We start from the raw sequence: 23,996 nt of genomic DNA on the forward strand, positions 1-23,996 counted from the left end.
CATACAACCAATCGGCCCACCAGCAGGTCTCCATTTCGGCGCGAGACGACGGCACTGGTGGAAGCCCCTCTCCAAGCCGAGGTGGGTGCCTGCCCCTATCCCTACTTGTAGGGATATTCTGCCGCCTCAGGCGCATCAATGGATGCGCCCGTGACGTGGGGTGGAGTCGCGATGGGGTGGGGCCTGTCGCCGGATCGCTTACCTGACCCCGTAGGGAGCAGGGCGTAGGGGGGTTCGGCAAAGACCCGGCGAGTGACGGGTCGAGCAGTGAGGAAAACCGTTCCGTGCCGTCGACGGTGAGGGCGTCGGAACATCGCTTCTTGGGGACAGAGTGGACCAGTCTTATCAGGCGTGGCAGGACGTGCTGGCCGAGGAATTCTTCGGACGGCAGCATGCCGGCCACCCGACGCTGTTCTACGTCGACGACGACGTGGAGCAAGAGTTCAGGCACGGTTACGGCCTGGACGAACCGTTGGCCCGGTGCGTGGGCCGGTTCCTGCGTCTCGGCTCCGCCGAACCGTACAGCGCCCTGGAGGAGTACCGCTGGCGCATGCGGCGGCAGGACAAGCAAGGGGTGCCCGCCTTCCTGCCGCTCCTGGCCTGCTCGGTGATCGCCGCGTCGCGCATGGTGAACGACCGCAACCACGCTGCCACCGCTTACCACGCCCGCTTCTCCGAGCTGCTGACCGGCGACGAGAAGCAGCTGGGCAGCCAGCACTACGAACCCGTATCTCGCATGTGGCAGGTGCTGGCGTCCTGGCAGCACAGCCAGAGGGGCGCGCACGGCCTGTGCACGCTTCCCGCCCCCGCCGACCTGCCGTCCAACCGGAGCATGATCGGATTCGCTCAATCGCAGGCGCTCCTCAGTGGCGCGGACCGCTCCTTCCTGCCGAAGCTCTTCCGGTCCCTCCGTGAACACGGCACCACCTGGCCCCTGCCGGGGGACGCGCTGCTGGCCCAGATCGAGATCCGGGGAATGGAGCAGCATCTCTCCAAGAATTTCCGCAGCGCCCTCCAGGAGGAGGAGTTCCGTCCCGTTCTCGCCAAACTGATCGGCAACTACGCCGGCGCCTGGGACGGTTCGGACGAGCTGGTGCCCACCGGCGTCACCCGGGCCGAACTCGTCGTGCGCCTGGACGCAGGGCGGCTCAGCTGGGTGGCACGCCTGCGTTCCTCGGAACAGCCGGAAAGCATCGCCCTGGCGGACGGCGTCGTCCTCGAGCGGCTCGGCGACACTTCCTACTACGAGGTGACGGGTCTGCCCGCCCCGAGTGCGGACACGCTCAGCAAGGGCATCCGCCGCGACGGGGACGGCCTGGTGCTCAGCCGTCCCGCGTCTTCCGTCCTGGTGCTCGCCCGGGACGACGTGCTCGGCGTGTGGGCCGGCACTGACGGTTTCCGACCCGGAGAAGCCCACGTGGTGCTCGCCGCCCCAGCCGCACGCCGGGACGTGCAGCGCCTGTTGGACAGAGCCGCGACCAGCGGACGGAGCGCCGACACCGGCAAGCTGGCCTGGGTGCCGCAGGGCTGGTCGCTGCACAAGCCCGTCGTCTTCGACGACACGGTGACGTTGCGCAAGGCGCTGCAGGAGATCCAGGGCATGGTGAGCCTCCTGCAGCCTCCGGCCCAGTTCAAGCTGCGACTTGACGGCGGACTGAAGCTCGCGCCCTCGCTCGACCCCCGCCTGTACCTGCGGGGAGGCGAGCCCCACGTCGTCCTACCGGACACCGCGCAGGGCACTGACCCTCTCCTGGTGGACGGCGAGGAGCGGTCCGAGCTCAGGACAACTGTCGCCGCGGGCCGCCCAGTCCCTCTGGCCGTGCTCCGGCTGGAGCCGGGCCGTCACACGGTGAGCTACGCCGGTGCGACGGTCGAGTTCGCCACCGCCGACCAGGCCGTCGTCGAGCCGAAGGCCGACAGGGTCTGCGGCTTCGCCGTCGCGGACGGAGTGGCCTCGGCAGCTCCCTCCCTCCTCGACGAGCGCACGCTGCCGACCGCCATCACCGGCGCCGACTGCACCGGTGGAGCCTTTCCGGAGACGGCGGCTGCCATGGAACTGTGTCGTCGGGACGCGGACGAGGTGCTCTTCGCGGCGGACGACGGACGGCTGTGGACGCTGCGGGCGCCGGAGCAGCCGGACTGGTGGACCGGGCGCCTGCCCGACACCCCCGCGCCGCTCCGCTTCGAGGCAGACTTTCACGGCATAGGCGGCTGGCTTCTGGAACGCCGGAACGGACGCTGGAAGGGCCGCCCGGTGAACCCCGGGACACCGAAACCCAGGAGCACCGGCAACCCGCAGGCCTGGGCCCGTGCCGTCCTCAGCGCTCAGCAGGCCTCCGCCGAGCCCACATGGGCCGCATACGTTCAGGCAGCGAAGGAGCTGGACCGATGACGGCGACGACAAGCGGTGCCTCGGCCTTCGGCGGCACTCTCCTGCGCTGGCTGAGCGAGAGCCGCAGCGGCAAGGCGTCCGCACTGCGTGACGGCATCCGCAGCCAGGCCCTGGCATGGGGCATGGAGCTGAATCCGTACGCCGACTGGGACTGGATGCGCAAGGCCACCGCCCTGGGTTTCATCGACGTGGACCTGCGCGCCGACCGCTGGTCTGCCGCCCCGCCAGTCCTGACCCGGCTGCCCCACGCGGACGGCCTGGCCCTCCTGACGGGCGCCCGCACCGCACGGATCAGCGCACGCGTGCAGGAAGCGGCCACCGAGTGGATGGAGCTGATCACCGTTCCGCACCGTACCGAACCCGGTGAGGCGCCGCTGCCCGACACTCTGCTGCTCCAGTACGAGGACCCACGGACCCTGCCGGAAACGGCGGAATTCCTGGGAGCCCGTTACGTTCCCTGCGCGGCCCTGCAGTTCGTGCAGGTGCTACCCCAAGCGGTACCGGGCCCCGAGTCCGCGCCGCCCGGCGGTGGCGGGGCCACCACGCTGGAGAAGTACGAGTTGCGCCTCCAGCGCTTCGTCCCCGTGGCGAAGGACGACGAGGACGGTCTGTACCGGTGGCGCGGAGCCGACTACGCACGCCTCACCCGCGTCCGCCGCGACGGTGTGTTCTACACGGTGGACCGCGAAACGGGTGTCTACCTCGAACTCGCCCGCCATCGCACCGGAGTGATGCGCTGGCGACCGGAGGGAGGCGCGGGACGAGCCGGCATCGGCCGGCTGTTCGTCGACCGGTACGCGCCCCTGCCGGCCCTGCACGAGCGCGCAGCCGTTCTCTGCAGCGGCTTCCCGCCGGTCGTGGGCAAGCACGCCCAGACCCGTGCCTACGACAACGTGCCGAGGGCGGTCGCGGAAGCGCTCGCGACCTCGCTGCAGCAGAACCTGGAGACCATGGCGCGACCGGTGACGGCCGTCGGGGGGAGGACCGAGTGAGCACGGAACAGGGAACGGCGCCGGTGACGCACACCGACAGCCAGGACGTCATGGGCACGTTCGACGACTTGCGCAACGCACTCTTCCGCTACTACGACACCCCGTTCAGCGTTGACGACCGTTCCGTCATGGAAGAACGGCGCAGTCTCCTGGACCGGGACAAGGGGGCCTGGCGCGATCCGTTGATCGAGTTGCGCCCGCAGTACGCCTCCCGGGGCGTCAGCGTTGCGGAGTCCTTCGCCGAAGCAGGAGCGCACCCCGACGCGGCCGAGTTCGCCCGCTTCACCCTCCCCGACGGTGTAACCAGCCTCTACCAGCACCAGCACGACGCGCTGGTCGCCGCCTGCCAGGGCAAGGACTTCGTGGTCACCGCGGGGACCGGCTCCGGCAAGACGGAGTCCTTTCTTCTGCCGGTCCTCGCGGACCTGGTCGCCGAATCCGCCCAGTGGCGGGGCACCCGCGCGGTGCAGCGGGAATGGTGGCGGCAGGACGGCGACCACGTACCCAGCCGCCAGGGTGAAGACGGACACCCCGCAGCTGTGCGCGTGTTGATCCTCTACCCCACTAACGCCCTCGCCGACGACCAGCTCGTACGGCTCCGGAAGTCACTGGACAGCCGCGAAGCGCACGACTGGCTGGACAGGAAACGCAACGGACACCGCTTCTACTTCGGCCGCTACACCGGAGCAACCCCCGTGTCCGGCAGCCGTGAGTCCCAGCCGGCCACCTCCCGTCTCCGGCAGTACCTGCGAGAGATCCAGGAACGGCAGCGCAAGGCGGACGAAAAGTTGGATGAGGAGCTGCGGCCTTTCATACCGCGCCTCGGCGGAGCGGAGATGCACGCCCGCTGGGACATGCAAGCCGCACCGCCCGACATCATGGTCACCAACTACTCGATGCTGAACATCATGCTGCTCCGCAAACAGGAGGAGCACATCTTCGACGCCACGAGGAAGTGGCTGGAGGAGACCCCCGGCGCGCGCTTCACCCTCATCCTCGACGAACTTCACATGTACCGCGGCACGGCCGGCACCGAGGTGGCCTACTTGCTGCGCAACCTCCGCCACCGTCTCGGTCTCGACAAGAACCCCGACAAGCTGCGTGTGCTCGCTGCTTCCGCCTCCCTCGAAGCCGGCCGCGACGACGAGTTCCTTGACGGCTTCTTCGCCTTGCCCAGCGCCCGGCGCGTGATCATCCCCGGGAAGGCGAAGGACGTACACGGCGGAGGCGACCTTTCAGCTCACACCGAGCGCCTCGCCCAGGCCGCGAGGGTTTCGGTCGCTCAGCCCGAAGCTGTGGCTCTGGCCCGTGAGACCGGCATCGGACCGGCGCTGCACCGCGCGCTCACGCCCGGCGGCAAGCCCCGTGCCCTGCCTGCCCCGGAACTGGCGAAGCGCCTCTTCCCTGACGTCCCCGAAAAAGAGAGCCGGGACGCGCTCCACGGCGTTCTGCGCGTCCTCGGCTCCGCCCAAGACCCGGAGCTTCCCCAGCTCCGCGCCCACTTCTTCTTCCGTAACATCGAGGGAGTCTGGGCCTGCTCCGACCCGGAGTGTCCCCACGTCCCCGTGGAGCACGGCGCCGAACGCAGGGTCGGCCGCCTCTACGCCGAACCGACCTCCCGCTGCACATGCGGAGCGCGCGTGCTGGAACTTCTTTCCTGTCAGGCCTGCGGCGACCTCATGCTCGGCGGCTACGCCAGCCCCAAGGACACCAAACGGCGCAAGTTCACCGGCGCCCTCCACACCGACTTCCCGGACCTGGACCTGCTCCCCGACGAGGCGAGCGGCGCACCGACCGCGGCCAACTACGTCGTGTACTGGCCGCGCACCAAGGGCCTCGGTCTGGACGAGTCCGGCTGGAACGCGGGCTTGTCCGACGGCGGGCCGTCGGTCCGGTTCGAATTCCGCCGTAGCGCCTATCAGCCGGCCACCGGCCGTTTGCAGAACCGGGACGTCCAGCACACCGGGTGGTCCTTCCACATCGCGGTGCCCTTGGACAAGGACGGCAAGAAGCCGGCCTATGACCCGGCCCGGCTTCAGGCCTTTCCCACCCGCTGCCCCGCCTGCGGGGACGACTGGGAGATCAGATACGACAGGGACGGTCGTTTCATCCCGCTCGAATCGCCCGACCGGCTGCGCAACGCCCCGGTCCGTCGCATGCGCACCGGCTTCTACAAGATCAACCAGGTGCTGGTGACGGAAGCCCTCGGTCACCTTCCCGACGGTCAGCGCAAGGCCATCGCGTTCTCGGACAGCCGTGACGACGCTTCCGAACTCGCCAGCGGTCTCGCGCTGCGTCACTACCAGGACCTCCTCCGTCTGCTCAGCGCCCAGGCCGTCGAGAACCAGGGGGACCCGTTCGGAGATCTTCAGCTGGTGAAGGACCACTACGCGGGGAAGGCCGTCGACCGTGCGGACGCCCGTGCGGCCATGGCACGGCTGCGGGACCGTGATCCGGCGGACTGGGGCCGACTGAAGGCGATCCTCGCCGACGACCTCGACGCAGAACCGGAGAAACTGCCCGACCTGGAACGGAAGTTTTCCGAACTGCCCTCGCTGGACGATCTCGCCTCGGATCTCGAGGGCATGCTGCTGGAGTACGGAAGCAACCCCGCCGGTCCTGCGGCCTCACTCCAGCAGACTTCGGCCGGACAGCCCTGGACCGCGCTCTACAACTGGACGCAGGACCGGGAAGCACAGGCGGAGACCGAGGCTCAGAGGGAACTGCTCCAACAGATCCGCGCCCGTCTCCGCCTCGAAACCATGGCAAGTCTCTTCTCCGGCGGAGGCCGCGACTTCGAGTCGCTCGGACTCGGCTGGCTCTGTCTGCGCGACGACCGCTCACCTCTCGAGACCGGCACGGACAGCGACCAGGCCGTGGCGCGCGCCAGTCTGCGCATCCTCGGGCTGATGCGCCGCTTCACCCGTATCCGTAGCTCACTGCAGAAGCCCCCCGCGCCGCTGAAGCGCTTCTGGACGGAGATCGCGAGACGCCAGGGCGCCGATGTGCAGGACATCGAGGACCGGGTGCTAGGCGTGTGGAAGGACGCCGTGGTCGACTACGTCATCAAACCGGAGAAGGTGGCGCTGCGCCCCGGCGGGAGCAAGACGTGGACGTGCCGCTCCTGCCACCGGCCGCACCTTCACCCCGGCGCGGGACTGTGCACCAAGTGCCTCACCCCGCTGCCCGCTGAGCCGCAGCAGTACAACGGAGTCCTGGAGGACGACTACTACGCGTGGAAGGCCGCTCACCGCACAGGCGACTTCGCCCTGCGCACCGCGGAACTCACCGGTCAGACGGACCGCTTGGAGGCCCAGCGCCGGCAGAGCCTGTTCCAGGACGTCTTCCTCGGTGACGACGACGTCCCTCAGGCGGACAGCCTGGAACTCCTCTCCGTGACCACGACCATGGAGGTCGGAGTCGACATCGGCCCCCTCAACACCGTGATCATGGCCAACATGCCGCCCACCCGCTTCAACTACCAGCAGCGGGTGGGTCGCGCGGGTAGGCGCAACAGTCCGGTCGCGCTGGCTCTCACGGTCTGTCGTGGCCGCAGCCACGACGAGCACTACTTCGCCCGCCCGGAAGCCATCACCAACGACCCGACTCCACCGCCCTACCTGGTCCTCGGCATGGCCTCCGTCTTCCGGCGCGTGCTCCTCGCAGAGGTCCTTCGCCAGGCCTTCGAACCCTTGCAGTCGGGGAACCGGCGGAAGGGCCCCGACATGACGAGCAATGTCCATGGTCAGTTCGGCCTCGCGGCAGACTGGCCGGTGCACCGCGAGGCCGTTCGCCGCTGGATCTCCGAGCAGCCCGATCGCATCAGAGCAGCCGGCAGCGCCCTTCAGGCCATGACCTCGCAGAACATCACCGCCATCGACCCGGTGGCCGCGGTCGACGAGCTTCTCGACCAGGTCGACGAGGTGGCCGCCCGGACGGTCGGGCATCCCGAGCTGAGCCAGCGCCTGGCGGAGGCAGGCCTCCTGCCCATGTTCGGCTTCCCGACCCGCTCCCGCCAGCTCTACCGAAGCATTCCGCAGAAAACCTTCCCCTGGCCGCCCGCCGACTCCGTGAACCGCGACCTGGCCGTCGCCCTCAGCAAGTTCGCCCCGGGCAGCGAGACCCCGCAGGACGGCCGCCTGCTCCGATCCAACGGAATCGTCTCCCTCGTCCCCAGCGGCCGCGGAGTGAAAGCCGCGGAAGATCCTTTCGGCCCGGAGCAGCTGGTCGCCATGTGTCGGATCTGCTCCCACGTGGACCCGCGGGCAGTGGTCGATCCGGAGACCGGGAGCGCCGGCGTGTGCCCCGCCTGCGACGCGGAGAGCAAGTACTACAAGGCCGTCCCCTTCCGAGAGCCGGCGGGCTTCAGAGCAGCACGTGAAGCGCGGGACTACGACGGATACCGGGAGATGGGGTCGAACGCCACCAGCGCACGGACCGCCACCGACCTGGAGAAGACCGCCCCACGCATCCACCGCGCCGCAGACGACTGGCTGGTCGTCCACACCGGCAGCGGTGACCGCTACGTCGTCAACACGAACGCCGGGAAGCTCTTCCGGTTCGCGAAGAACACCGGCTCTTGGAGGGGATACCTCGCCCTCGACAACCCCAAGGCGGAAGCCGACCTGGAGATCGCCCTCGGCGCCACTCAGCACACCGACATGCTCTTCGTCGGTGCCAAGGCAGCCCTCGACGCGAGCCGGGGACTGCGCTTCGACATCTCGAAATCCCGGCAGATCGACGGCTTTCCCGAGGCGTACCACGGCCGCCGCGCCGCCTGGTACTCGCTGGCGGCCTTGCTTCGACGCGCCGCCGCCCCACATCTGGACGTGCAGCCGGAGGAGCTCCTGAGCGGCATCCACGGCTCGGACGCTCCGGTGGCCGCCCCCGTCATGGCGTACCTCGCGGACAGCCTGGACAACGGTGCAGGATTCAGTACGCACCTCGGTTCGGAGGGACACATCGAAGAGTTCCTCAAGGCGGTCGACCACTACGTGCAGGACCTGGAGGCCGGGCACCACGCGCTCAACTGCCGCAGCTCCTGCTACGCGTGTCTGCGTGACTACTCCAACATGCGCCTCCACCCGCTGTACGACTGGCGGCTCGCCCGTGACCTGACGGACGCCCTGCGCGGCCGGAAACTGCGGATCGACCCGGAGGAGCACGGGGTCCTGCTGAAGGGCTGGGCGGATGAGGAGCCCAACGTCATGCTCAAGGAGACGGCCGCCGGGCCCGTGGCGCTCTTCACCTCGGACTTCACCGGCGAACCCGTGGCAGTCGCTGTGAAGCACCCGCTGGAATCCGTCATGGAGGAGTGCGGCAACGAACGGCTGCAAGCCCTGTGGCACGAGGTCCGTACCGGGGGACTCGCCGGCAGGGTCGCCTTCGCCGACTCCTACAGCCTGGACCGGACCCCTGCCGCGGTGATCGAGCAGGTGCACACCTTCGCGGAGGAACTCTGATGACGGCAGGGAACCCGCCGAGAGCGGGTCAGGACGAGCAGGCCCGCCTGGAGGAACTGCGGCAGCACGAGATTGCCCGCCGCCTGGCACTCCGTCAGGCCCGCGCCCGTGCTCAGACCGGCCAGGGAAATACGCTGGATACGGGAGCTGTCAGCAACCCCGCTCCGGTCGTTCCGCAACAGAAGCAGCCGGAGCCCGAACCGATCGTGTCCCAGCCGGTGCCCGAAGGATTCGCCGACCGGGGAGCCTGGGAGCGAGCCCGCTCCTTCGCCGAGATTATGCTGCCTGACGCGTTGAGGACGACAACCGGAACACTCTCAGCGCGGGAGCTGGCGCAGGCCGCGGCCGACGCGGCGTCCCGGCAGGACGACCCGGTCACGGGAGTCTCCCTGCTCGTCATGGCACAGGACCACGGGCTGGACGTCTTCAACGACCGGCTCGAAGACCGGGCCCGCGCGCTGCTGGAGGACAAGCCGCTTCCGCTCCTGGGGGAGCCGGGCAGCATGTGGCAGATCTACCAGGACGAACGTCGCCTGATGGAAACCAACCTGCCGGCCCCTCGGCAGAGGGCACTCCTGGCGAAACTGCCCCGGCCGCTCCTCGACGACTACATCGACGAGGAGTGGATCGGCGCGGTCCCCGATCGCGACGGCACATCCCGCGCCGCCTACTTCCGCGCCCGCCTGGACCCGGCGTCCCTCACCGACGAGGAGATCGACCTGTTGGCCTGGCCCCTGGAACGGGAACGCCGGGAGGCCGGACCGGGAACCGAACCGGGCCGTGACTGGCCGCAGGACTGGCGCCTGCTGGTGAGGTTGCAGGCCGGCGACGCCAAGGCCGTCGCTGAGGAGTGGCCCGAACTCCTGCCGCCGACACGGAAGCTTCTGGATGCCCTGCGCGTGGTTCGACGGACCGGAGAGGTCCCGGACGACCTCGTCGCCGACGAGCGCCTGTGGGTTCTCCTGGAGCGACTCGTTCCCGGCGTACGCAGTGCGAGCAACAGGAAGTTCAACGGCTGGATCGGCGTACGGGCCCTGCTCCGCGCCGTGCGGCAGATGCACCGCGCCCTCCTCCACGGGGACGTCGAGACGGCGGAGCAGCGGAAGAGAACCGCTCTGGCGGTGACCGCGAGGCTACGGCACCACTCACAGCCGGTGCGCTGGGAGGCCCAGAACGTCCACGCCTACCTGCGCGCAGGCCAGGAACCGGCCGAGTCGCTTGGGCTGTTGGAGCAAGACGCCGAAGGCCGCCCCCCGATGCAGGAACAGCTCGGGGGAGGCGCCATGGCCACGCTACGCAAGAACCGGAGCTTCTTGGACGGCCGGCCGCACGGAGAACGTGACCAGCCGCTCAACCCCTACTTGGTGCTCGGCGTGGCCGACGGGGACGGCGACTGGAAAAAGGCATGGCGGGCCTTGAGGAAGGAGCTCGACGACGGCGGCCGTGTCCGGATCAACCGCGCCAAGGACATGGTCGAGAAGGCTGAGCGGGAACAGCAGGACGTGCTCCGGTTCGCAATTCCGCTCGCTCCACAGCGTTGGAGTGATCCTGTCGGCACGAGCCATCGACTGGAACTCCCGCCCGAGCCCCTGCAGAGGCTCACCGAGCCGCCTACGGACAGCGACCGCGCGTGGTCCCGCGCCGAGGCGGCCCGAGAAATAATCACCAGGGCGACAGCACGCCTATCCCCGGCTGCCGAAGACACCGCAGCCCTTGAAGATCCAGAGAGCAGCACATCGTGAGCAAAGCAGTCGGCAAAGGCAATAGTGGTTCTGGCTCCCGTGACCGATCCCCGCAGAGCGGGGGACGTGGGCCGAACCGCGGCAGTGTGCGAAAGCGTGGGGAGCTCAGGGCGGCCGAGGCTGCCCCTTGGAGGTACACCAAGAGCCGACTGCCCGAGTTCACCCCCGGAGCCCTGGACGCCGCCACCCTCTTGAAATCGGTCAATGACGCGCTCCTTCCATTGGTGAAAAAGGAGTTGGAGGAAGCGACGGAGAGACTGGGCGCAGTGCTGGCGGACAAGAAGACCGAGGACGATCTTGTCGCCGTCCTTCGGGCCGAGCTGATGCGTCGAGTGCTTCCCCAGTTCACCGAGGCAGTGCGCAAAGGCGTATTGGAGAGCATCCGCACGCGTCAGATGCACTTGGCTCAATTGGCCCTTCTGCATCGGCAGGCGCTCGATGCCAAGACGCTGAAGGTGGTGCTGACTCGCCTGGAGGACGAGACGGCAAAGGCGGGCTTGCGGATCGTTGGCGACACCGGTGACCAGTCGCTGTTCAACGTCGTGGAGGAGCAACCCGGAGTCATGAAGCGGGGTCCGGTCACTTTTGAACTCGTCGCGCCTGCCTACGTCGACAAAGAGTCCGGGAAGCTCGTGGAACGCGGTTGGTTGCGGGCTGTCGCCAAGGTATCGCGCGGTGACATGACGCCCGGGCAGAGGCGTAGGGCAACGCATGCTCAGACGGATAAGAAGCAGCCGGAGAAGAAGGCTCCTGTGCAGCGGAATAGGAAGCCTCACCGCGGCCAGGACGCCGAGAGAAGACGGAACAAGTACAGCGAGCAGCCAACCGGCGAGGAGCGTCCCCACGGTGAAGGCAAGGGCGACAGCCCGAAGAAGCGAGGGGGAGCGCGATGACCTTCGGCATTGACTTCGGCACTAGCAACTCCGTGGTGGCCCACTGGAACGGGCATACCACCGAAGTGCTGCCGGTCGACGGCGACAACGTGCCCGCCCAGTGGCGGATGTCGGAGTTCGAGCAGCTCTTCCCCTCAGTGCTCTCCGTCCGCGACCTCCAGCGCACCCTCTGCTTCGGCTGGGAGGCGAAGACCGGTACTAGCGAACCGCTCGACGCCGTGAAGCGCATGCTCGGTACCCGCTCAGGCGCTGAGAAGGACGCCGACGCCGATGGCCTCGCGGTCGCTGCTCAGCTCGAGGAGCACCATGCCTGGGTCGGCTCGGAAAGGTTCCACAGCACGGTCGCGGCCGCCTCCCTCTTCAGCCGGATGAAGGAGGGCGTCTCCGCCCAGCTGCTCGACCTCTCCGACGCGGTCGTGACCGTCCCCGCCAAGGCAACGGGCGGCGCCCGCTACCGCACCCGCGCTGCGGCAGCGCTCGGCGGGGTCAGGGTGCGTGCCCTGCTCAACGAGCCCACCGCGGCCGCCATCTCGTACGCGCACGATGTCCCGATCCCCGGCCGTTTCCTCGTCTTCGACTGGGGCGGCGGCACCATCGACGTCACGGTGCTGGAATACGACGAGGGCCTCTTTGAGGAGCAGACTTCCCGAGGCATCACCTCCCTCGGAGGGCTGGAGTTCGACAATGCCCTGGCTCAGCTGATCCAGCAAAAGATCGGATTGTCTCCCGAGCAACTCACCAAGGCGGAAAGGCGTCGGTGGCGTCGGTCGGTCGAGCTGACAAAGATCGCCCTGTCGTCGGTCCCTAGGGACGGCGCGCTCTTCTTCGATCTGCCGGTAGGCCTGGCCCCTTCGGTTACGAAGCGCGAGGTCAGAATCACCGCCGCCGAGTACACCGAGGTGATCACTCCGCTCATCACTCGAGCTCTGGAGCCGGTCCAGCAGGCGCTGGAAGATCTGGGTATCGTCCCGGACGACATCGACTCGGTCCTGATGATCGGCGGCACGTCACAGATTCCCCAGGTGCGTGACGCGCTGGGTGAGCTGCTCGGACATGACCGCATCGTCGACAGCGGTCTGTGCCGGCCCATGACGGCCGTCGCCCGAGGCGCGGCCATCTACGCCGCATCCCTCGACGGTGAACTCGGCGACGACAGCGACTTCTCCCTGGTGACCAGCTACGACCTTGGAACTGCTGTGAGCGCGGGCCAACAGAAGGGCTTCCGCGCCATCATCCGACGCAACGCCACCCTCCCCGCGGAAGGATCGGCCAACTTCTACCCGGACACGCCAGGCGCTTCCTTCGTGCGCGTACCGGTGATCGAGGGCGAAGTCGGTTACCCGGCGAACAGCGACCGCGCGTTCCCTCTGGCCAACATCGAGGTGAAGCTTCCGACCCGCGAGCAGGACATCCGCCGGAACAGGATCGAGATCAAGTTCCGCTACAACGAGAGCGGCATCCTGCGCTTCACCGCGACACATGCGGAGACCGGGGTGGTGCTCGCCGAGCGTGAGATCGACTCATTCGGCCCTGACGGCACCCCCTTGCAGCACGGCTTGGACGACGAGCTGACCCGCCTGCTGGCGCACACCGTCCGTCCCTTCGCCGACGCTTCCTCCAACGTCCAGCACCTCTCGGCCGCAGAAGTGGCCAACGCCCGCCCCGCACCGATCGACATGTCCGTCCGTGTGGTGGAGACCGACCCCGCGGTCACGGTCAACGGTGAGCCGCAGGGAGTCGTGACCAGGGGGCTTTGATCCCGATCGCAGCACGCGCGCCCTGCTGATCCGCAAGTGGCGGCGGCGCGCAAGAGGCCCTCCGTGTCCGGGCGTCGGACGCGGAGGGCCTCAATGGCTCAAGGAACCTCAGGGAGCCGCGGTGACCGCGGCCTCCTCATGGGCCGTCGTCTCGACGGCCTCGCCCTCCTCCAGCCCCACATCCTTCGTCTCCCGCCCGATCAGCAGCGCCACCAGCGTCAGCAGGGCCATCGAGGACAGGTAGACACCGACCAGCCACGGGGAGCCGTCGCCGGCCTCCCACAGGGCCACCGCGATGAACGGGGCCACGGCCGCGCCGAGGATCGAGCTGACGTTGTAGGAGATGCCGGAGCCCGTGTAGCGCACGCTCGTCGGGAACAGTTCCGGCAGCAGCGCGCCCATCGGGCCGAACGTCATGCCCATCAGGGTGAAGCCGAACACCAGCCACAGCACCACACCCACCGTGCCCAGGCCGATCAGCGGCACCCAGACCAGGCCGAAGACCAGGATCCCGGCCGTGACCGCGATCAGCGTGGCGCGCCGGCCGTAGCGGTCCGCGAGCGGGCCGGAGATCAGGGTGAACGCCGCGAAGAACAGCACACCGAAGATCATCATCAGCACGAACGTCGTGTACTCGTAGCCCAGACCCGGAACGGCCGCGTCCTCGGCCGTGCGGCCGTAGCTCAGCGAGAACGTGGTCATCAGGTAGAAGAGCACGTACGTCGCCAGCATGAAGAACGTGCCGAGGATCAGCTGCTTCCAGTGGTTACGGAAGACCGTGGCCAGCGGCAGCTTCCGCACCAGGCCCGCCTCCCGCGTCTTCGCGAACACCGGCGCCTCGACCAGGCGCATCCGCACCCACAGGCCGATCGCGACCATCACCGCCGAGAACAGGAACGGGATGCGCCAGCCCCAGTTCAGGAAGGCGTCCGACGGCTGCGACGGGTCGGCGCCGGCCGCGGACGGCAGCAGCGCGCCGATCGCCAGGAACAGGCCGTTGCCGATGATGAAGCCCAGGGGGGCGCCGAGCTGCGGGAAGGTGCCGTACAGAGCGCGTTTGCCCTTCGGTGCGTTCTCGGTCGCGACCAGGGCCGCGCCGCTCCACTCGCCGCCGAGCGCGAAGCCCTGCGCCAGCCGCATCAGCACCAGCAGCGCGGTCGCCACCCAGCCGGCCTGCGCGTAGGTCGGCAGCACGCCGATGAGGAACGTGGCGATGCCCATGGTGAGCAGGGACGCCACGAGCGTTCCCTTGCGGCCGAGGCGGTCGCCGAGGTGGCCGAAGACCACCGCGCCGATCGGCCGGGCGACCATCGCGGCGCCGAACACCGCGAAGGACGAGAGCAGCGCCGTGGTGGGGTCGCTGCTCGGAAAGAAGAGCGTGGGGAAGACCAGTACGGCGGCGGTCGCGTAGATGTAGAAGTCGTAGAACTCGATCGTCGTGCCGATGAGGCTGGCGATGAGGACGCGCGACCGCGAGTTGACGGGGGTCGGGGCCGGACTGGTGCTTGGTGCGGGCATTTCACGGTCTTTCCACGGGGAACGATCACTCCACATTCTCAGAAGGTCTCACTTCTCAGGAATAGCGTTCCAGGATGTGAGACGACTTCGCTGTGACCTGCTGGGGAAAATACGTCGCCGTGCGCCTGCCCTGCTCCCTACACTCGCCGGGCAGGCGCCCGCCGCCCCCTGCCGGCGGTGCGCGCAGTCAAGATCCGACCTGGGAGGGAGTCCGGCCGTGCGTGACCACACCGCTGTCGCCGTCGCTCCCCGTTCCCGGTCCCGCCGGTCCGTGGTGATCCTGGTGTCTCCGGCCGCCCGGTGCCCGCTGCGCGGCCGGCACCGGATGCCCTGACGCACGTCCGACCACCTCTCCTCGCGGGGAGTGCCCGGCGCCGTGCGCCGGGGGGAATCGCGCTGCCCTTTTCCGGTTCCATCCGAAAGGCCACGGGCCATGCGCACCACCGACACCCTCGCCGTCGTCCGCAATCTCGGCATCCTCGCCCACGTCGACGCCGGCAAGACCACCGTCACCGAGCGGATCCTGTACGCCACCGGCACCACCCACAAGCGCGGCGAGGTGCACGACGGCACCACCGTCACCGACTTCGACCCGCAGGAGCGCGACCGGGGGATCACCATCTTCTCCGCCGCCGTGACCTGCTCCTGGGACGGTCACCGCATCAACCTGATCGACACCCCGGGGCACGTCGACTTCGCCGACGAGGTCGAGCGCTCCCTGCGGGTCCTCGACGGGGCGGTCGCCGTGTTCGACGCGGTCGCCGGGGTGGAGCCGCAGAGCGAGTCGGTGTGGCGGCAGGCCGACCGGCACGGTGTCCCGCGCATCGCGTTCGTCAACAAGATGGACCGGGCCGGCGCCGACCTCGACGCCGCCGTCGCCTCCATCCGGGAGCGGCTGCACCCGGCGCCGCTGGCCGCGCAGCTCCCGATCGGGGCCGAGGACGCCTTCACCGGCGTCGTCGACCTGCTCGGCATGCGCGCCCTCACCTGGGACGACGACGGCGAGGCCCGCAATCCGGCACCCGTGCCGGACGCACTGCGCGAGGAGGCGCTACGGCGGCGCCGCCTGCTGGAGGAGGCCGTGGCGGAACTGCACCCGGGCGCGCTGGAGGAGTTCTGCGACACCGGCGCGCTCGGCACCGGGACGCTCACGGCGGCCCTGCGGGACCTGACCGCACGCGGTGAGGCCGTGGTCGTGCTGTGCGGCTCCGCCTACCGCAACCGCGGGATCGAGCCGCTGCTGGACGCCGTCCTCGCCTACCTGCCGTCGCCCCTGGACGTGGCGCCGGTGCGCGGCACGCACGACGGCGCCGAACAGGAGCGGACCGCCGACCCGGCGGCGCCGCTCGCCGCCCTCGCGTTCAAGGTGAACGCCACCGCCACCGGGCGCCTCACCTACCTGCGCGTCTATTCCGGAACGATCGAACAGGGGGACACCGTGTGGGACGCCACCGCCGGGCGTGCCGAGCGCGTCGGACGCATCCTGCGTGTCACCGCCGACCGGCACGCGCGCCTGGACCGTGCCGTCGCCGGTGACATCGTCGCCGTGGTCGGACTGAAGGGCGCCCGCGCGGGCGCCACGCTGTGCGCGCCGGACGCCCCGCTGATGCTCGAGCCGCCCGGCACCGCCGAACCCGTCGTCTCGGTCGCCGTCGAGGCGCTGCGCGGCACCGACACCGGGCGTCTGGCGTCGGCGCTGGCCCGGCTCGCCGAGGAGGACCCCTCGCTGGTCGTGCGCACCGACGCCGAGACGGGCCAGACGGTGCTGTCCGGCATGGGCGAACTGCACCTGGAGGTCGCGGTGGAACGCATCCGTCGTGACCACGGGCTCGGCGTCAACGTCGGCCGCCCGAGGGTGAGTTACCGGGAGACCGTTGGCCGGGGCGTGTCCGGGTTCGTGTACCGGCACGTCAAACAGGACGGCGGGGCCGGGCAGTTCGCCCACGTGGTGCTCGACGTGGAGCCGCTGGACGACCCCGAGCGTGGCTTCGAGTTCCGCTCGGCCGTCGTCGGCGGGCGGGTGCCGCAGGAGTACGTCCGTGCCGTCGAGGCCGGCTGCCGGGACGCGCTCGCCGAGGGCCCCCTCGGCGGGCACCCGGTGACGGGCCTGCGGGTGACGCTCACCGACGGTGCGACGCACGTGAAGGACTCCTCCGACACCGCGTTCCGCACCGCGGGCCGGTTCGGTCTGCGGGACGCCCTGCGGGCGTGCACGATGGTGCTGCTCGAGCCGGTCGCCGAGGTCGCGGTGACCGTGCCGCAGGACGCGGTCGGGACCGTACTCGGTGACCTGGCCGCGCGCCGCGGCCGGGTGAGCGGCTCGGCCACCCGGGCGGGCGCGGCGGTCGTCACGGCGACCGTGCCACTGGCCGAACTCTTCGGCTATGCGACCCGGTTGCGCAGCCGCACCCAGGGCCGCGGCACGTTCACCAGCCGGCCGACGGGGTACGCACCGGCGCCGGTCGAGGCGCCTGTGCGGTGACCCGCTGACACGGTTGCCGCGGCGGTCCCTCCCCGGCTCAGTGGGGGAGGGACCGCCACCGGACCCGCGCCTGAGCGCGCCCGGCACGTACGCGCTCAGGGGTACGACACCACCACCGACGGCACCGTATTCGTCCCCGACGTAGGCGCTCCCGTGTCGTTGATGACACACTCGTACTGCCCGTTCCCGCTCAGCGAGATGACCATGATGTGGTGGAAGCGCACCCCGGGCCGGACGGGCGCGGCGAAGCCGTGGTGCTGGACGATGGTCGGGTCGACGTTGTAGTAGCAGTAGCTGCCCATGCCCCAGCCCTCATGGGTGGTGACGTGGTCGCCGACCTTGTAGGCGGCGTAGCCCTTGAGCGAACCGTTCTGGATCGCGGCCTGGTTCGGGGCGTCGTAGGCCTTCTCGTTCTGGAAGAAGATCGTGCGGCCGCGTTCGCCGTTCCACTGCACGTCGTACTTGTTGAAGTGCTCGACGAACAGGCCGGTGGCGAGGACGTCGTGGCCGTTGACGACGACCCCGTAGTCGCAGCGGTTGGTCTCCCAGCCCACGCCTTCGCCGTGGTCGGCGCGCCAGACCCAGGTGTGGTCGACGATCGTGTGCCGGGCGTTGATCACCATGCTGGTGGTCGCCCGGCCGGGGCCCGCGCCGCCGATGCGGATGAAGACGTCCTGGACGGTGATGGGGTTGGCGGCGTGGTTCCGGCAGGCGCCGCGCGGACCGACCTCCAGCAGCACCGGCGAGTTGACCGTACCGGCGTCGATCAGGAAGCCGGCCAGCCGTACACCGTCGACGTCGGCGACCTTCAGGGCGGTGACGCCGTTGTCGGGGACGAGCGTGGCGTAGCCGAGACCCAGGACCACCGTGTCCGGCCGGTTCACCCGGACCGGCTGGTCGACGTGGTAGACGCCGGGTGTGAGCAGCAGGTGCAGGCCCTGCTCGAGCGCCCGGTTGAGGGTGGCCGCCGAGTCGCCCGGCCTGGCGACGTAGAAGCGCTCCAGCGGCAGCGAGGTGCCGCGCGGCGTGCCGCTGCCCCAGGTGACGCCGCGCGCGTTCCTCCGCAGCGCGGGCAGGAAGACGCGGTACCGCTCCCCGTCGAGGTACAGGAAGGGCTTCTCGCGGGAGACCGGCGTCGTGTCGAGCGTGGTGTAGGGAGGGTCGGGGAAGCTCTGCGCGGGGGCGCCCTCGACGCCGGAGAACACCATGTTCCACACGGCGTTGGTCCAGCCGCCGACCGCGCTCTCCCGGGTGTACCACTGCTGCTGCGAGTAGGGGCCGACCGTGCCGTCGATCCGGCTGTCCGCGATGTAGCCGCCGCTCGCCCAGCCGTACGTCGACGAGGCGAGGTTGAGGTCGCCGCGGACGTGCATCCGGCGGAACGGCGCGGCCTGGGCGACCGCCCAGCGGTTGGTGCCGTTGGCCGGGACGAGGGCCAGGTTCTCCGCCGAACGCCAGAAGTTCTGCGTGGCGTTGCCGTCGAACCAGCCGGCGTCGACCGTCACGTCGCCGTGGATGGTGGTGTCGTCGGGGGACAGGCCCAGGCCGGAGACCGAGGTGCAGAAGCCCAGTTGGGCGTTGAGCCCCTGGTACGTGCCGGGCTTGAAGAAGAACTGGTAGCGGCCGGGGCCGAACTGGTCCTTCTCCTGCCGGGCGAACGCCTCGTCCAGCGTGGCCTGGATGCCCGGCGTGGACGGGTCGAAGACGATCACGTTGGGGCCGAGGTCGCCACCGCCCTTCAGGCGCGGGGGCCGTCTGCGCGCGGCCGGCGCGGCGGACGCCGTACCGGACAGGCCGGCCAGCACGGGCGCGGCCGCCGCGGCGCCGAGCACGGCCCGGCGGCCGACGGCGGAGGGTGGGGTCGAGGAGGGGACGGACGGTGACGTCATGGGGCGGCTCTCCCGGTTCAGGAAGTGAAAGCGGCTGGGGAGGTGAGAGCGCTCTCTCGCGCCGAATGGTTCATCTCCGCAACGGATGAGTCAAGACATGCGGCAAGAGTCGAGCGAGTCCGTCGGAACCCTTGACGTGGTCCCGGCCAAAGGTTTAACTCACGTCCTAAATTAAGCCGTGAGGCGCTGCCCCGGGGTCTTTCCCGCGGCATCCGACCTTCCCGGAAAGGGACCAGGAGCCATGCGCAGCATCCGAGCCGCGGCCACAGGCGCCGTCATGCTGTCTCTCGCACTCGCCGCCACGGCCTGCGGAGGCGGTTCGAGCACCGGTGGCGGGTCCAACGACTCGCCGAAGGAACTGACCTACTGGGCGTCGAACCAGGGCGCGAGCATCGAGGTCGACAAGAAGGTCCTCCAGCCGGAGCTCGACAAGTTCGAGAAGCAGACCGGCATCAAGGTCAAGCTGGAGGTCGTGCCCTGGTCCGACCTGCTCAACCGCATCCTCACCGCCACCACCTCCGGCCAGGGCCCGGACGTGCTGAACATCGGCAACACCTGGTCCGCCTCCCTCCAGGCGACCGGCGGCCTCCTGCCGTGGGACGACGAGCAGTTCGAGAAGATCGGCGGGAAGGACCGCTTCGTCGACTCCGCGCTCGGCTCCACCGGCGCCGAGGGACAGCCCCCGGCCGCCGTCCCGCTCTACTCCATGGCGTACGCCCTCTACTACAACAAGCAGATGTTCGCCGACGCCGGCATCGACGGCCCGCCCGCCACCTGGGACGAGTTCGTCGCCGCGGGCAAGAAGCTGTCCAAGGACGGCAAGTGGGGCACGGCCATGGAGGGTTCCAACCCCTCCGAGAACATCCACCACGCCTACATTTTCGCCAAGCAGCACGGCGCCGGCTTCTTCACCGCCGACGGCAAGCCCGACTTCACCAGCGACGCCGCCGTCACCGCGGTCAAGCAGTACGTCGACCTCATGGCCAAGGACAAGATCATCGCCCCGGGCAACGCCGAGTACGCCCAGAACCAGTCGGTCAGCGACTTCGCCAAGGGCAGGACCGGCATGCTGCTCTGGCAGTCCGCCTCCGCCAACCTCACGTCCCAGGGCATGAGCGAGGACGCCTACGGCATCGCCCCCGTGCCCGTGCAGTCCGGCACCCCCGGCGCCGGCCGGCAGGTCAACTCGATGGTCGCCGGCATCAACCTCGCCGTCTTCAAGAACACCGACAACCTCGACGGCGCCACCGAGTTCGTAAGGTTCATGACCAGCGACGCCGAGCAGAAGATCCTCAACACCGCCTACAGCTCCATACCGCCGGTCAAGGCCGCCCAGGCCGACCCCGCCTTCAACACCCCCGCCAACGCCGTGCTGAAGGACACCCTCGCCAAGAGCGCCGTCGCCCTGCCGCAGGTGCCCGACGAGTCCCAGTTCGAGACCGCCGTCGGCACCGCCGTCAAGGAACTGTTCGCCGACGCCGCCGCCGGACGCCCGGTCACCGCCGACTCGGTGAAGGCCGCGCTCACCAAGGCGCAGCAGCAGATGCCCTCGAAGTGAGTCCCCACACCGCCATGACCGCCACCGCCCCCGCAGCGGAGGCCACCGTGCGGAAGAGCTCCCCCGGTGCGGCGCGCGGCCCCCGCCGCCGCACCGGGCGGCTCCGCCGCGCCGGACTGCCCTACCTGCTGCTTCTGCCCGCGCTGCTCCTCGAACTCCTCGTCCACCTGGTGCCGATGGTCATCGGCATCGTGATGAGCTTCAAGGAACTCACCCAGTTCTACATCCGTGACTGGAGCACCGCCCCTTGGGCCGGCCTCGACAACTACACCGTCTCCGTCGACTTCGACGCCCCCGTCGGCAAGGCCCTGCTCCACTCGTTCCTCGTCACGGTCGCCTTCACCGTGCTGTCCGTCGGCCTGTGCTGGCTGATCGGCACCGCGGCCGCGGTGTTCATGCAGGACACCTTCCGCGGCCGCGGCCTGCTGCGCGCCCTGTTCCTGGTGCCGTACGCGCTGCCCGTCTACGCGGCCGTCATCACCTGGGTGTTCATGTTCCAGCACGACAACGGCCTGGTGAACCACGTCCTGCACGACCAGCTCGGCCTCACCGGAAAACCGTCGTTCTGGCTGATCGGCGACAACAGCTTCGTCGCCCTGCTCACCGTGTCGGTGTGGAAGGGCTGGCCGTTCGCCTTCCTCATCGTGATGGCCGGCCTGCAGAACATCCCCCACGAGCTGTACGAGGCCGCCGCCCTCGACGGCGCCGGCATGGTCCAGCAGTTCCGCCGCATCACCCTGCCGTCGCTCCGCCCGGTCAACCAGGTGCTGGTCCTCGTCCTGTTCCTGTGGACGTTCAACGACTTCAACACGCCCTACGTCCTCTTCGGCAAGAGCGCGCCCGAGGCCGCCGACCTGATCTCCGTGCACATCTACCAGGCGTCCTTCGTGACCTGGAACTTCGGCACCGGCTCCGCCATGTCCGTGCTGCTCCTGCTGTTCCTGCTCGTCGTCACCGGCGTCCACCTCGCCCTCACCTCACGCGGACGGAGGACCGCCCAGTGAGCACGCCCCGGTCCCCGATGGCTCCGCCCCGCACGTTCCTGTGGTCACGGCGGATCTTCCTGACCCTCCTGACCGTCTTCGTGCTGACCCCGGTGTACGTCATGCTGTCCAGCTCGCTGAAGCCGCTCGCCGACGTCACCGGCACGTTCCGCTGGCTGCCGACCGAGCTGACGATCCGCCCGTACATCGACATCTGGTCCACGGTGCCGCTCGGCCGCTACTTCGTGAACTCGCTGATCGTGGCGGGTGCGGCCACCGTCTGCTCGGTCGTCATCGCCGTCTTCTCCGCGTACGCCGTCAGCCGCTACGCGTTCCGCGGCAAGCGCGTCTTCACGGTGACCGTGCTGTCGACGCAGATGTTCCCCGGCATCCTGTTCCTGCTCCCGCTGTTCCTCATCTACGTCAACATCGGCAACGCCACCGGCATCGCCCTGTTCGGCTCCCGCGGCGGCCTCATCCTGACGTACCTGACCTTCTCGTTGCCGTTCTCCATCTGGATGCTGATCGGCTACTTCGACTCCGTGCCGCGCGACCTGGACGAGGCCGCGCTCGTGGACGGCTGCGGACCGCTCGGCGCGCTGTTCCGCGTCGTCGTCCCGGCCGCCGTCCCCGGCATCGTCGCCGTCGCTGTCTACGCCTTCATGACGGCGTGGGGCGAGGTCCTCTTCGCGTCCGTGATGACCAACGACACCACCCGCACCCTGGCCGTCGGCCTCCAGGGCTACTCCACCCTCAACGACGTGTACTGGAACCAGATCATGGCCGCCTCCCTCGTGGTGAGCGTCCCCGTGGTCGCCGGGTTCCTGCTCCTCCTGCGCTACCTCGTCGCCGGCCTGACGGCAGGCGCCGTCAAGTGACCACCCCCCTCTTCGAAAGGACCTCCGTGACCATCGACTACGCCGCCCTCCCCGACGACTTCCTGTGGGGCACGGCCACCTCGGCCTACCAGATCGAGGGCGCCGTGGCGGAGGACGGCCGTTCTCCGTCGATCTGGGACACCTTCTCGCACACCCCCGGCCGGATCGACAACGACGACCACGGCGACATCGCCTGCGACCACTACCACCGCTGGCGCGACGACATCGCCCTGATGAGCCGCCTCGGCGCCAACGCCTACCGGCTGTCCGTCGCCTGGCCGCGCGTCGTGCCCGGTGGCGACGGCCCGGTCAACGCCGCGGGCCTCGCCTTCTACGACCGCTTGGTCGACGGACTCCTCGAGGCCGGCATCACCCCGTCCGTCACCCTCTACCACTGGGACCTGCCCCAGACCCTCCAGGACCGGGGCGGCTGGCCCGAACGCGACACCGCCGAACACTTCGCCGCGTACGCCGCCGCCGTCGCCGAACGCCTCGGCGACCGCGTCCACCACTGGGCCACCCTCAACGAACCCCTCTGCTCGGCCTGGATCGGCCACCTCGAAGGCACGATGGCCCCCGGGTGGACCGACCTCACGGCGGCCGTCCGCGCCTCCTACCACCTGCTCCTCGGCCATGGCCTCGCCGCCCGCGCCATCCGCGCCGCCGCCCCCGACGCCCAGGTGGGCATCGTCAACAACCTCTCCACCATCCACCCGGCGAGCGACAGCGCCCAGGACCGCGCCGCCGCCGTCCGCATGGACGGCCACACCAACCGCTGGTGGCTCGACCCGGTCCACGGCCGCGGCTTCCCCGCCGACATGCGCGAGGTCTACGGCGTCGACCTCCCCGAACGGGCCGGCGACCTCGAGACCATAGCGGCCCCGCTCGACTGGCTCGGCCTCAACTACTACTTCCCCCAGGTGGTCGCCGCGGACCCGGACGGACCCGCCCCCTACGCCGCAGCCGTCCGCCGCGACGGCGTACCGCGCACCGGCATGGACTGGGAGATCGACCCGGCCGGCATCGAGGATCTCCTCCTCCGCCTCACCGACGAGTACGGTGCGCGCAGGCTCTACGTCACCGAGAACGGCTCCGCCTTCCCGGACGTGGTCCGCCCCGACGGCACCGTCGACGACCCGGAACGCCAGGACTACCTGACCCGGCACATCGCCGCCTGCGCCTCCGCCGCCCGCAAGGGCGCCCCGCTGGCCGGCTACTTCGCCTGGTCCCTGCTGGACAATTTCGAGTGGGCGTACGGCTACGACAAGCGCTTCGGCCTGGTCCACGTCGACTACGCCACCCAGGCGCGCACGATCAAGGGCTCGGGGTACCGGTACGCGGACATCATCCGCGGCCACGCGGAGCGGGTACGCAGGGCGGCGTGACGGGAGGGGTGCCCGTCAACTGTGAACAACGGGTGACAGCACCCTCGTTGAGGAGCTTTCGCCCC

At 69.5% G+C, this 23,996-nt stretch carries 13 protein-coding genes; 11 read left to right on the top strand and 2 right to left on the bottom strand.

The features are described from left to right. Positions 1-331: 331 nt before the first annotated feature. The 6 genes from AY578_RS28135 (at position 332) to AY578_RS28160 (ending at position 13,238) form a co-directional block, all read left to right on the top strand. Positions 332-2,392, top strand: coding sequence for a hypothetical protein (locus AY578_RS28135; RefSeq protein WP_258905999.1), 2,061 nt, complete (start codon positions 332-334; stop codon positions 2,390-2,392). Then, positions 2,389-3,384 carry a hypothetical protein gene (locus AY578_RS28140; protein WP_258906000.1) on the top strand — a complete coding sequence of 332 codons (996 nt, stop codon included), beginning with the start codon at positions 2,389-2,391 and terminating at the stop codon, positions 3,382-3,384. Before AY578_RS28135 ends, AY578_RS28140 begins: the two co-directional genes overlap by 4 nt. Beyond that, a complete protein-coding gene (locus tag AY578_RS28145) occupies positions 3,381-8,846 on the top strand; it encodes a DEAD/DEAH box helicase (protein ID WP_258906002.1) in 5,466 nt (1,821 codons plus the stop codon). The genes AY578_RS28140 and AY578_RS28145 overlap by 4 nt, the downstream gene beginning before the upstream one ends. Next, on the top strand, positions 8,846-10,588 hold the full coding sequence (locus AY578_RS28150) for a hypothetical protein (RefSeq protein ID WP_258906003.1): 1,743 nt from the start codon (positions 8,846-8,848) through the stop codon (positions 10,586-10,588). Before AY578_RS28145 ends, AY578_RS28150 begins: the two co-directional genes overlap by 1 nt. An 86-nt stretch (positions 10,589-10,674) precedes the next feature. Continuing rightward, on the top strand, positions 10,675-11,481 hold the full coding sequence (locus AY578_RS28155) for a hypothetical protein (RefSeq protein WP_258906004.1): 807 nt from the start codon (positions 10,675-10,677) through the stop codon (positions 11,479-11,481). Then, positions 11,478-13,238 (top strand): Hsp70 family protein, encoded by a 1,761-nt coding sequence (locus AY578_RS28160; RefSeq protein ID WP_258906006.1) that lies wholly within the window; start codon positions 11,478-11,480, stop codon positions 13,236-13,238. The genes AY578_RS28155 and AY578_RS28160 overlap by 4 nt, the downstream gene beginning before the upstream one ends. A 108-nt stretch (positions 13,239-13,346) precedes the next feature. Here AY578_RS28160 and AY578_RS28165 read toward each other — a convergent pair whose 3' ends face one another. Next, positions 13,347-14,756, bottom strand: a complete 1,410-nt coding sequence (locus AY578_RS28165) for an MFS transporter (protein ID WP_161107283.1) — start codon at positions 14,754-14,756, stop codon at positions 13,347-13,349. A gap of 433 nt (positions 14,757-15,189) precedes the next feature. On the opposite strand from AY578_RS28165, the gene fusA reads away from it, so the two are divergent. Next, entirely contained in the window at positions 15,190-17,238 is a 2,049-nt protein-coding gene (gene fusA, locus AY578_RS28170; RefSeq protein ID WP_161231017.1) for an elongation factor G, read from the top strand. A gap of 95 nt (positions 17,239-17,333) precedes the next feature. Here the strand turns inward: fusA and AY578_RS28175 are convergent, their stop codons facing one another. After that, entirely contained in the window at positions 17,334-19,127 is a 1,794-nt protein-coding gene (locus tag AY578_RS28175; protein WP_258906008.1) for a pectate lyase-like domain-containing protein, read from the bottom strand. 241 nt (positions 19,128-19,368) lie between these two features. On the opposite strand from AY578_RS28175, the gene AY578_RS28180 reads away from it, so the two are divergent. The 4 genes from AY578_RS28180 to AY578_RS28195 are packed head-to-tail and all read left to right on the top strand — an operon-like array spanning position 19,369 to position 23,931. Next, on the top strand, positions 19,369-20,685 hold the full coding sequence (locus AY578_RS28180; RefSeq protein ID WP_161231734.1) for an ABC transporter substrate-binding protein: 1,317 nt from the start codon (positions 19,369-19,371) through the stop codon (positions 20,683-20,685). 14 nt (positions 20,686-20,699) lie between these two features. Next, positions 20,700-21,689 (top strand): carbohydrate ABC transporter permease, encoded by a 990-nt coding sequence (locus AY578_RS28185; RefSeq protein ID WP_161231733.1) that lies wholly within the window; start codon positions 20,700-20,702, stop codon positions 21,687-21,689. A 17-nt stretch (positions 21,690-21,706) separates the two neighbouring features. Next, positions 21,707-22,546: a carbohydrate ABC transporter permease gene (locus tag AY578_RS28190; protein WP_258907525.1), complete on the top strand. Its 840-nt coding sequence runs from the start codon at positions 21,707-21,709 to the stop codon at positions 22,544-22,546. A gap of 26 nt (positions 22,547-22,572) precedes the next feature. Beyond that, positions 22,573-23,931, top strand: a complete 1,359-nt coding sequence (locus tag AY578_RS28195; protein WP_019521670.1) for a GH1 family beta-glucosidase — start codon at positions 22,573-22,575, stop codon at positions 23,929-23,931. Positions 23,932-23,996 lie beyond the last annotated feature (65 nt).

It is taken from the genome of Streptomyces thermocarboxydus (assembly GCF_024760485.1).
GTDB classification, from domain to species: Bacteria; Actinomycetota; Actinomycetes; order Streptomycetales; family Streptomycetaceae; genus Streptomyces; species Streptomyces cellulosae.

Excerpts from the sequence above, each read along its gene's own strand:
- AY578_RS28185 (WP_161231733.1), top strand. The coding sequence starts at position 20,700 with ATGACCGCCACCGCCCCCGCAGCGGAGGCCACCGTGCGGAAGAGCTCC.
- AY578_RS28175 (WP_258906008.1), bottom strand. The coding sequence starts at position 19,127 with ATGACGTCACCGTCCGTCCCCTCCTCGACCCCACCCTCCGCCGTCGGC.
- AY578_RS28190 (WP_258907525.1), top strand. The coding sequence starts at position 21,707 with ATGGCTCCGCCCCGCACGTTCCTGTGGTCACGGCGGATCTTCCTGACC.
- AY578_RS28180 (WP_161231734.1), top strand. The coding sequence starts at position 19,369 with ATGCGCAGCATCCGAGCCGCGGCCACAGGCGCCGTCATGCTGTCTCTC.
- AY578_RS28160 (WP_258906006.1), top strand. The coding sequence starts at position 11,478 with ATGACCTTCGGCATTGACTTCGGCACTAGCAACTCCGTGGTGGCCCAC.
- fusA (WP_161231017.1), top strand. The coding sequence starts at position 15,190 with ATGCGCACCACCGACACCCTCGCCGTCGTCCGCAATCTCGGCATCCTC.
- AY578_RS28150 (WP_258906003.1), top strand. The coding sequence starts at position 8,846 with ATGACGGCAGGGAACCCGCCGAGAGCGGGTCAGGACGAGCAGGCCCGC.
- AY578_RS28140 (WP_258906000.1), top strand. The coding sequence starts at position 2,389 with ATGACGGCGACGACAAGCGGTGCCTCGGCCTTCGGCGGCACTCTCCTG.
- AY578_RS28165 (WP_161107283.1), bottom strand. The coding sequence starts at position 14,756 with ATGCCCGCACCAAGCACCAGTCCGGCCCCGACCCCCGTCAACTCGCGG.